Source organism: Levilactobacillus suantsaii (genome assembly GCF_014069315.1).
In the GTDB taxonomy this organism is placed as follows: Bacteria; Bacillota; Bacilli; order Lactobacillales; family Lactobacillaceae; genus Levilactobacillus; species Levilactobacillus suantsaii.
This window is the reverse complement of the sequence record NZ_CP059607.1, coordinates 1-9,353: the sequence shown is the minus strand read 5'-3', so window position 1 is coordinate 9,353 and position 9,353 is coordinate 1. Positions and strand designations below refer to the sequence as shown.

12 protein-coding genes and 2 pseudogenes are annotated in these 9,353 nt (G+C 36.7%); 5 read left to right on the top strand and 9 right to left on the bottom strand.

Annotation, left to right across the window (positions count from 1 at the left end; genetic code table 11):
• The first annotated feature begins 10 nt into the window (after nt 1–10).
• Nucleotides 11–289: a type II toxin-antitoxin system Phd/YefM family antitoxin gene (locus H3M12_RS12720; protein WP_010620850.1), complete on the top strand. Its 279-nt coding sequence runs from the start codon at nt 11–13 to the stop codon at nt 287–289.
• A complete protein-coding gene (locus H3M12_RS12715) occupies nt 289–645 on the top strand; it encodes a type II toxin-antitoxin system YafQ family toxin (protein ID WP_002834562.1) in 357 nt (118 codons plus the stop codon). Before H3M12_RS12720 ends, H3M12_RS12715 begins: the two co-directional genes overlap by 1 nt.
• A gap of 569 nt (nt 646–1,214) precedes the next feature.
• Here the strand turns inward: H3M12_RS12715 and H3M12_RS12710 are convergent.
• Both H3M12_RS12710 and H3M12_RS12705 read right to left on the bottom strand, forming a co-directional pair.
• Nucleotides 1,215–1,895 carry an ABC transporter ATP-binding protein gene (locus tag H3M12_RS12710; protein WP_046811108.1) on the bottom strand — a complete coding sequence of 227 codons (681 nt, stop codon included), beginning with the start codon at nt 1,893–1,895 and terminating at the stop codon, nt 1,215–1,217.
• 4 nt (nt 1,896–1,899) lie between these two features.
• Nucleotides 1,900–2,952: an ABC transporter permease gene (locus H3M12_RS12705; RefSeq protein ID WP_046811107.1), complete on the bottom strand. Its 1,053-nt coding sequence runs from the start codon at nt 2,950–2,952 to the stop codon at nt 1,900–1,902.
• A 125-nt stretch (nt 2,953–3,077) separates the two neighbouring features.
• Between H3M12_RS12705 and H3M12_RS12700 the strand changes: the two are divergent.
• The 3 genes and pseudogenes from H3M12_RS12700 to H3M12_RS12690 form a co-directional block, all read left to right on the top strand.
• Nucleotides 3,078–3,272 (top strand): annotated as a pseudogene (locus H3M12_RS12700) (transposase); the annotation flags it as partial.
• A gap of 357 nt (nt 3,273–3,629) precedes the next feature.
• Nucleotides 3,630–3,908, top strand: coding sequence for a plasmid mobilization protein (locus H3M12_RS12695; RefSeq protein WP_003625288.1), 279 nt, complete (start codon nt 3,630–3,632; stop codon nt 3,906–3,908).
• Complete coding sequence (locus tag H3M12_RS12690) at nt 3,898–4,200, top strand: type II toxin-antitoxin system YafQ family toxin (protein WP_015474715.1); 303 nt, start codon at nt 3,898–3,900, stop codon at nt 4,198–4,200. Before H3M12_RS12695 ends, H3M12_RS12690 begins: the two co-directional genes overlap by 11 nt.
• 419 nt (nt 4,201–4,619) lie before the next feature.
• On the opposite strand, the gene H3M12_RS12685 is transcribed toward H3M12_RS12690, so the two are convergent.
• The 7 genes and pseudogenes from H3M12_RS12685 to H3M12_RS12655 form a co-directional block, all read right to left on the bottom strand.
• Nucleotides 4,620–4,988: a hypothetical protein gene (locus tag H3M12_RS12685; RefSeq protein ID WP_182151161.1), complete on the bottom strand. Its 369-nt coding sequence runs from the start codon at nt 4,986–4,988 to the stop codon at nt 4,620–4,622.
• Between the two features lie 79 nt (nt 4,989–5,067).
• Complete coding sequence (locus H3M12_RS12680; RefSeq protein ID WP_003642782.1) at nt 5,068–5,322, bottom strand: hypothetical protein; 255 nt, start codon at nt 5,320–5,322, stop codon at nt 5,068–5,070.
• Between the two features lie 9 nt (nt 5,323–5,331).
• A complete protein-coding gene (locus H3M12_RS12675) occupies nt 5,332–6,123 on the bottom strand; it encodes a hypothetical protein (protein ID WP_053566834.1) in 792 nt (263 codons plus the stop codon).
• A gap of 232 nt (nt 6,124–6,355) precedes the next feature.
• Complete coding sequence (locus H3M12_RS12670) at nt 6,356–6,871, bottom strand: DUF536 domain-containing protein (RefSeq protein WP_097558019.1); 516 nt, start codon at nt 6,869–6,871, stop codon at nt 6,356–6,358.
• Complete coding sequence (locus H3M12_RS12665) at nt 6,864–7,799, bottom strand: replication initiation protein (RefSeq protein ID WP_063490264.1); 936 nt, start codon at nt 7,797–7,799, stop codon at nt 6,864–6,866. The genes H3M12_RS12670 and H3M12_RS12665 overlap by 8 nt, the downstream gene beginning before the upstream one ends.
• A 719-nt stretch (nt 7,800–8,518) precedes the next feature.
• Nucleotides 8,519–8,732 (bottom strand): annotated as a pseudogene (locus H3M12_RS12660) (hypothetical protein).
• Nucleotides 8,733–9,106: 374 nt separating this feature from the next.
• A partial coding sequence (locus H3M12_RS12655; protein WP_182151159.1) for a hypothetical protein occupies nt 9,107–9,353 on the bottom strand: 247 nt, incomplete at its 5' end.

Below are 9,353 nucleotides of genomic sequence, written 5' to 3'. Positions count from 1 at the left end.
GGTGGTAAATATGACATTAGCACTAACACAGAGCGATTTTCGCGCTAACCTAAAAAAATATTTAGATCAAGTTAATGACGAAGACGAAACCGTTTATATTGCTCGTTCAAATAGTCGCGCAGTAGCCATCGTTTCACAAGAAAAAATGGACTGGCTAGAAAGAGCATTAAAAGCTAAAGAAGGTTCGTTAGAATATGCAATTGCACGTGATCAGTTAATTAAACGCCATGTTTTACCTGACGATGAAATTGTTGAATCAGATGATGGTTATTGGGGTCAGTTTAAATAATGAAAAAACTAAGATTTAAACCACGTGCAACCTTTAATGCTGATCTAAAACGGTTAGCCAGTTTAGACAAATCTATTATTGATGAAGTTCGAGCAGCCATTGATCTGTTGCTTGAGCAACAACAATTACCACCAGAATTTGAAGATCATGAGCTTAATCGGCGAATGAGCGGTTATAATGAATTTCACTTACGAGATACCCCGAAAAACAAAACACCAAGCGAAACTAACGATGTCCTGGTGGTTTATACGATTGATAAAGATGAACTAGTCTTAATTGGCATTCGAGTCGGATCGCATGATCGTTTATTTCCTGGTCAAAATCGTTCCAAAAGGTATCGAAAAAATGACGAATAAGAGAAGTCATTTATACCATATAAAAACAAATAACCCCCAATATCTACATTATAGATATTGGGGGTTATTTTAAAAACGTTTTTGAGGGGTTATTTGTGCCTTTTTTAATCGCCCCTATAAAACAGCCCCCGTTATCTAGTGGATAGATAATAGGGGCTGTTTTTTTGTTTAATGGTATTATAGGTACTATATTAGTATGAATATATTGGAGAAATAACATGTATAAAAACATCAAATAAATCGTCAGCGGATTGGGCGCTTTTATAATTGCCCAATGGCTCTATCATACTCTGTCACAATATCCAAACATCAATATTTGGCTGGCTAGACTGCTTCCTATTCTTATCATTTTTATTGTGTTCTTTTCTCTGCAATGGATAATCAACACATTTGAAAAGTAACCTTGTAAATTTTAGTTATTATATTGGGCTGAAACCCTTGCTACAAGCGGACTAGCAAAAATGCAAGCTCGACAAAAACATAACTAAATAATCTATTGCTCTTATGATGATATTTTACCAAACGAGAAAAACTAGTCCGGAATATCAGCATAAGAGCAAGTGTGTTAATCAGTCCGTATTAGATAGTTTTCCGTCGACAATTTTGTAGACATTATCAGAAAACTCTCGCAGACGATCATCGTGCGTGACGATGACGACTGCTTTTTCCTCGTCATGCGCAATATTAGCAAAAAGTTGGCCAACTTCTTTGACACGTGCCGTATCTAATGCTGCCGTAGGTTCATCGGCTAGGATGATCGCCGGGTCTGTATACAACGCACGGGCAATTGCAACGCGCTGTTGTTGACCGCCAGACAATTCGCCAGGGTATTTGTTTAATAATTTTTGAATGCCTAGCGTTTCAATAATTTTGTCAAATCCATCTTGACTGAGGTTATTGTTAGGCTTCACCTGGTCAACAAGTTTGAATTGGTCTGCTACGGTTAAATATGGCACGAGATTGTACGCCTGTAAGACGAAACCGATTTGTTCAAGTCGTGTTTTTTCGGCTTCTTTGGTACTCAAATCACTGATGTCGTGACCATTCAAACGAACTGAGCCGTCTGTTGGTGTCTGTAACCCGCCTAAAATGGTTAGCAAGGTACTTTTACCAGATCCTGAAGGACCAATGATAAGCGACACCTCACCAGCTTTAAACGCTAAACTGACGTCTTCTAGTGCCGTAACTAAATTGGTTTTCTGACCAAATTGTTTCGTCACGTGTTCAAGGGCTAGTTTTTCTTCACGCATCTTTTTAACCTCCAATTACTGATACCGGATCAATCTTACTAATCACACGAATCGGAATGATTGCACCCAGTAACCCGGTTACCATCAATCCGGCCGCAATGAGTCCCATCAATCCCCAATCAAATGCCATTGGTACGCTATCTGGAATCCCAAATTCAGTTAATGCCGATAGTACAGCACCAACGACGATACCAGTTGCCATAATAAAGAACGTCTCAAATAACGTATTTTGGGCCAAGAAACGATTTGGAATGCCTTGTGCACGCAAAACTGCCAAGTTAGGCAATTTTTGAACCGTTAGAATGTAGAGGAAGATGGTAATCACAATCAATGAAATGACAATCAGGAAGCCAATCATGAGACCAAACGTCGCTTTTTGCGGTGTATAACCTGGCAATTTATTGATAAAGGCTTGGTATGAATAAGTCTTTAATGCTTTATCATCGACCGATTGTGACGTTTTTGAAGTAACTACGCTACCTTGGAATTGATCTGACACGCCCTTAATGACACGCCATTGCGCTAACGCGCCATAAATAACAGGTGCGGTGTTATACGTGGCATTTTTCGCATAACCCACGATTTTATATTTCGTATCAGATAACCCAATCGAAATTTTATCCCCCATACCGTAAATATCCTTATCAACTGAGTCAGCGAGGACGACTTCGTTAGCTGCCTTTGGCAAGTGCCCCTTGGTTAATTGTAGGTTTTTAGCGATGTACTCGTCGTTATTCATCCCAACGAATTGTGCGGATTCACGTTTTCCGCCAATTTTCATATTAACTGGTGTAATGCCAAGTGTTGCGGTTTTGTCGTCGCTTAACTGATCCACCTGTTTCGTTGTCAGTAATGACTGTCCGGCATTGCCATTAGCGTCTTTGGTCATTACAAAGGACTTAGACTGCCAGCTGTCCACCGCAGCGGTGTTAGCTGTTGCCAGCCCGAGCGCCAGGGCACTTAAAATGAAAATCAAATAACTGATTAAGACGACGACTGTTAGAATCAAGCCGTACCGTAGTTTTTCTTTTTTAATCTCTCTAATTGCTAAAAACATTTGTTCCTCCTGTATTTGTTGCAGTTCAACAAACTTACTATACACAAGTATACATGCTCTTATGATGAGATTCCGGACTAGTTTTGCTAGTTTGGTAAAATATCATCATAGGAGCATTTTTATTTATGGCTACACGTTATGAAGAGGACTTAAAAAAGTCCATTGTGGAGATGGTTAAAGCGGGACGACGATCCGATGAATTATCCAAGGAATACGGTCCTTCAGCCGATTCAATTCGGAATTGGGTTAAAGGCGCTAAATCAGTTGAGCTAGAAGACGGTACTGAAGTAACGTCAAAAGAATTCAAACAACTTCAAAGGGCCAGATCAGCTATTAACGCTATTTAATTCTGCCTGAGGGTGTGACCGAAGTTTCCTAACCGTGGGCTTGATTTTAGCAACGACCAACGGGAGGCGCAGTTAAATGTGAGCGTGGGCTTCGCTCACTCCTTTTTTTATCAAATTATTTGGTCAAAATCAAAGATACTAAACAGCTTCTTAAAGTTATTGAGTAACGTATCTTGAACCTCTTTAAGGACGTTTGAATCTTTGATGTGTAAGACAACTTGTTGCATAAGCTGTTAGTTCCTTTACTTTAAAATTAATTTAGTTGCAGAAAACCTAAAAATCGAATATTATGATGTAGTACGATGGTAAACTTGAAGGAGGCGGATTAGAATGAGTAATACTATTATTAAAAACAAGACAATTTCAACTCGTGTAACACCTGACATTAGTGAACGGGCTAAAGCTAATCTAGCAAAACAAGGGCTAACCGTTTCTGAGTATATACGCTTATCGTTAGTTAAAGCGGCCAATAATGAAGTTCGATTAGTCAGCTTTTTAGATTCTCCGGAAGCCTTAGCCGCTAAAAAAGAAGCAGAAACAGGGCAGGTCAAAAACATTGGTTCATTGACTGACTTTGAAGATTGGATCGATAAGTTAGATGCAAATTAAACAGACTAAATCTTTTGAACGTGAATTAAAAAAACTAGTCAAAAAACATTTCCCAATAACTGTCTTGAAGCCTTGTTTAGAAGCAATTGTTGAACAAGATGTACTTGTTTTGAATCAGATTAAAGATCATGCATTAAAAGGAAATTGGCGTGGTTATCGTGAATTTCACCCTGCCAGATATGGAAACTATGGCAAAAATTATGACAACTGGATTGTTATTTATCAGCTAGATCATGATGAATTGATTTTGTTATTGGTTGCAACTGGCTCCCATGAAATCTTGAATCAATAGCTATAGTTTAGGGGTACTTATAAAAAAATAAATCAAAATAGCCCCCAATATCTAATTATAGATATTGGGGGCTATTCTTTCAATGTTTTTGAGGGGTTATTTGATAGTTATAGACCCTGAATGATTTTTAACTAAAAATGGCAATAAGTATTTTGGTATTATTTGAAAAATTGAATTTCAATTATGGCTTAACAATAATAGAGCACCCATAATTACTATGAAGATTGGTAAGTAGGACATCAAAAATATGGGTCTCATAATACAATACAAAAAAGATTCTCCGGATCTAATGGGCTGCATTGAAAAATAAATATCTTTTTCATCTTTTTTCCTTACAACATCATAAAGATTTCGGAAATATCTTTCCTCTCTTAGATAAAAAGTTGACATTTAATTATCCTCCAAAATAGTGCTTTTCATTACTGTTGTGGTCGGCTGAAGTTCTTTAATGCAGCTAAATATAAAGAACCACCAATGATTGCAATAATTCCGCCAATCCAACCCAAAAACGGAATAAGTGCAATTGCGCCACCAACGATTAGTAAAACACCTGGTGCAGTATTTACTCTTGAATCGCCTTTATAATAAATTAATGCAATGATGCCTAACGCTAAAATGGCAATTTTTAAAATGTTTAACAGAGCCACTGTACCTGATGTGCTTGTTGCTGATCCAGTTGCCGCATCGCTTAGGGCGCCACCAGCGACAAACCAGCCCCCAAATAATAAGATGAGTCCGCCAACTAATCCCACGATTCCGTTGGTAAGCGCTAAATTCTTTGTCTTCATGCTGAAGTTCCTCCTCTTTTAACAGCTTTTAATGTCGATCAGCTTATTGGACATAGTTTTTTAGTATTCTCTAGCAATATTAATTCTTATCGTGATTTTTCTGTGTCTGTGCGAGAAGTTCCTTATACTTATTAATTTCTGAGTTAAAACGGTCTGGTATATCTTCATTTGGGTGTAACTTTTTCCAGATGAAAATTCCAATCATTGACCAAAGGCCTGCACGAATTAAATCCTTTAGTTTGAGATGTCCCACTGTCATGAATTTAACGAACTTATTTAAAATCCAGTACATAATAGCGATAATAATTATTAACCATGTGAGAATAATAGACATATCTTCCTCCTAGTTATAGTAATAATAATTTCTACGTTGTTTTTGTTTGATGGTCTGACCGACGTACAGTTGTGTACCAGAGTCTCCAAGACCATCTTTATATACATGAGTGATACCAGTGCTACTATCATCTAATCTATAAAGCATACCGTAATCAGTTTTCCACCCGTAAGCCATTCCCTGGGAAGTTTCTATAGACGAATATGCAGAGCCAACGTATTTTTGTAAAGTTTCGACGTCTTTTTGCCCAAAAACCTTAGCAAATGATTTGAGTTGGCCTTCGTTTACCCTTTTCTTGCTAGATTCTTTGGCTTCAGTCTGATCTTTTTTTATAGCGGCTTTATGAATTTCATTAGGAGATCCATCGAACAATTTATCATTTTCAAAATCTAAGTCATCAGATCCGTACATAAGCGTGCTTGAGTTCTCTTCTGTAGGCTTTCCCATGATAGCAGTGACCTGTGATTTAGTCATGCCAAGCTTAACTTTACTGAAATCATACTTTTTAGAACTAGATGATTTAGAAGAATGGCTTTGAGACGTTGAGTCTGTTGATTTTTTACTTGTAGTAGAGTCGCTATTTACCGAATTATAATTATTGCTCTCTGAAGAACTTTTTATGGCAGGGTCGAATATTATACCGATTACCATAAACACAAGAGATACAAGCAGTGATAATAGTCCGTACTTAAAAGAATGTTTGGTATCTTTATTTGTTAAAAATTTTAAAGTTCCCCGTCCAATAAAATACAGAAAAGCTATGAATGAAATTAAAAATACTGTATTAATAATCGCTGTCATAATTCCTCCAAATTAATGTTTTCTAATAGATCCCGTTCGTATAAGTAAACATAAGCGCTTGAGCTTTTTATGACTTCCTATCTGGTCAAGAACTTGTTAAAATAACGAAGCCAGTTCGTGTGGTAACTTGAAAAAATCTAAGAAGTCTAAAACATCTTCTTGTTTGCTCCAACCGTATATGATTTCTTCAGTCAATTAATCATATAACATTTTTGCTAATATTAAGAAAGCTTTACCAAAAGTGCCACCAATTTTTATTGCTTTTATTTTTAGACACGTCCTCTTCTGAGGTACTATTTTGTCGTTTCTGAAATGGCCCAGAAGTTTCAAGTAAGCCACTTATTTTTTGAATATGGGCTTTTAACTCTCTATTTTCTTCTAAAGTTGTTAATTGCAGTTGTTGTTGCTGATCTATCAGTCTTATTAGATGGGCTATTTGTCGATCTTTAGTAGCAATCTGTTTGTTACGTTGAGACTTTAAATCTGTTACTTCTCTTCTTAGAGTGGCAATTAGCTCATTATTTTCTTTGCTAGTCTTTGTCACTTTTTTGCTACCTGTTTGTTGGGTCTTTGCTACCAAAGGCTTTGTTACCTTGCCTCTGATAATCCTTTCAGCTGTAAGGCTAATCATGTTTGTACCCTGATTATCTTTTTGTCGGTTCTTTGCTGGTAGTCTTTGGTAATGATATTGAATAGTTTGTTTAGAGACCTTCAATTCATCAGCAAGTTCTCTAATAGTTTTAGGCATGTTTTCCAAACCCCTTTCGGAGTTCAGCAAGTGCTTCTTGTCTTGCTTGATCTCTGATTTTTTGATCATGTTCAGCTTGTTTTTCAGCCAGTACCTGTTTTTCAGTTGTTCCTAAAGGCAAGCATTTAACTTTGTCAATTGCACGCCACTTTTCTTTATCTGATAATTCATCATTGTGCTGAATGTTAAAGAGTTTTTGACGCTCATCTTGAAATTTACCTTGAGAAAAATCATTTGCGTCCTTTCTTTCAGGTTTCCAAGTAAAAGAATAACCGATAACTGGTTTTCCTCTGCCTTTACCATATTTTTTTCTAATCGTTAGCCCTCTAAAAAGCGGGGTTAATTCTTCTCTAATTGGCTTAATAACCTTTTTGTCAACATTTGAAGGACTATTCCAATAACTTTTAGGTATATCAAGCAATTCAAAAAAATCTTCTTTAGAGAAATAAGAATAGCCAGTAGTTCTAAATTGCTTAATTAGACGAAACATTGTTTTAGCGTAACTGCTTTTTAAATTTCTAAATTCTGTTAGGGCATAACGAACCCAACTTTCTAAATCGTTTAGCAAGTGCAATGCTTTGGGATAAATCTGAATATCAACATAAGGTTCTTCAGCTTCACCTTTAATTTCAAATTCAGTAAACATGACAAAAAATTCACGATTTAAGCCACTCTTACTTCTACGGCCAAACCTAAGGCTGAGGATCTTTTGGTATGTATTTTCAATATCATCAATAAAACGTTTATTTGCGGTTGGTTTATAGTTACTAAGCTCTTTTAACTGGTCAAAAGAGAAACGAACAGTTTTATTCCCTTGATCCCGCATGCGGGAAACAATTGAAAAAAATAAATTCATCTCAATTGGGGTAAATTTTCTCAAGGGAATAGTATTCAACTCAGGATCATACTTAACTAACTCATTAGACATGATTATCACCTCAAACACATATTAAAATAAAAGTACCTGTTTATCAAGTACAGAACTTATAAAGGTACTTGATAAACAGACAAAAGGTACTTGATAAACAGACAAAAGGTACTTGATAAACAGACAAAAGGTACTTGATAAACAGACAAAAGGTACTTGATAAACTTCTGTGAGCCTTGGGAGAGTAAGGCTCAAGAGGGGTCTAAAAGAGGTTTAAAAGAGGTTTATAAAAGAGGTTTAAAAGAGGTACCACTGTACGAAGTCAAAACTTAGCAACAAAAAAAACAAAGGAGTGAGCCCAAAACCGGCTCACATTAAACTTCAGTCGCTACGCTCCTTGCGCCTCACTCCGTTCGTTGCCTAAAAGGTGTGGCAAGCCACATTCAATACGGGCGCTGACGCCCCGTACCCCGTCCAAGCTGAACCAGCTTGACCGCTTTTTCACTCGCCGTTAGGCAGGAAAGCAAAGTTTCTATAAAACTTTGGCTTTCGCCATTTCAGTGTTAAGACTGGTTTAGAGCTGTCAATTCCTTATGCTCCCACGCTACGCTCGTCCGCTACCATTGACAGCAAACAGTTAGTTTTTTTGAATCTTAACAAGAATCTAACTGCTATATTCATTTTTAAGGGCATTATTTCTCGTTTCTAGCGATTTTGAGACTGTTTATATATATTTATACCAAAGCAAAAATAAAAAGCCTCAGCAGGCTTTTAGAGGGCTAAATAACGAAGCCAGGACGATTAATAATATCTTCTTGTCTTTTTTTGCAAAACATAAGTATCCAGGGAATCATACAAATTCTTTTTGATCTCGTCAGGTTCATTGACAGAAGCTTCAAACAATTCTTGAATATCAACTTGCCAAGGATCAGCAAGCATTTCATCAATGGTTTTTAATACTTTCTTTTCGTCCAGCTTAATTACTCCTAACATTAAAATAATAATTTCAAATTAGATACGCAGTTCTTAAAGTTAGTTATTCAAATTTTGTTGCCAGGTTTATGAAGATTCTCTGCATAAAGCAATTAAAAAAATTTGGTTGAAAGCAGCGGGATATGCAACAATTTTTAGCATTTAAAGCATAACAACCTCAGTTAAGTTTAAGCATAAATTGAATTAAGAATACATTCCATTTAACAACGGCAAAAATTGATTTTATGGTTATCAGCAGACCGAGTGAAACGAGGTCAATGCGCACTTACACCCTTGACACTTGTCAAGGGTAGATTTAATCCCCATTTCGATGGGGATTATTTGTATTAGAAGGCTAGCGCCAACGATAAAAAGCCTAGAGCCAAATCTCAAGATTAATCAATCACATTACGAAGGATCCAATGACTATAAGCAAGACGAGCACCGGGAGTTATTACCCAAGGGTGATTAATTTCGAAAATTTGAATTTCAGTTGCTAAGTAAAGTGGCGTCTTACCATGATTAAAAGTAAAAACGGGTTGTGGAAAACCAGGCTTACTAGTAACTTGGTGAACACTTTGACGAGAGTTCATCTGCCAACGAATTTTTAAATCTTCACGCGATAATAATTGTGGCAGGTGT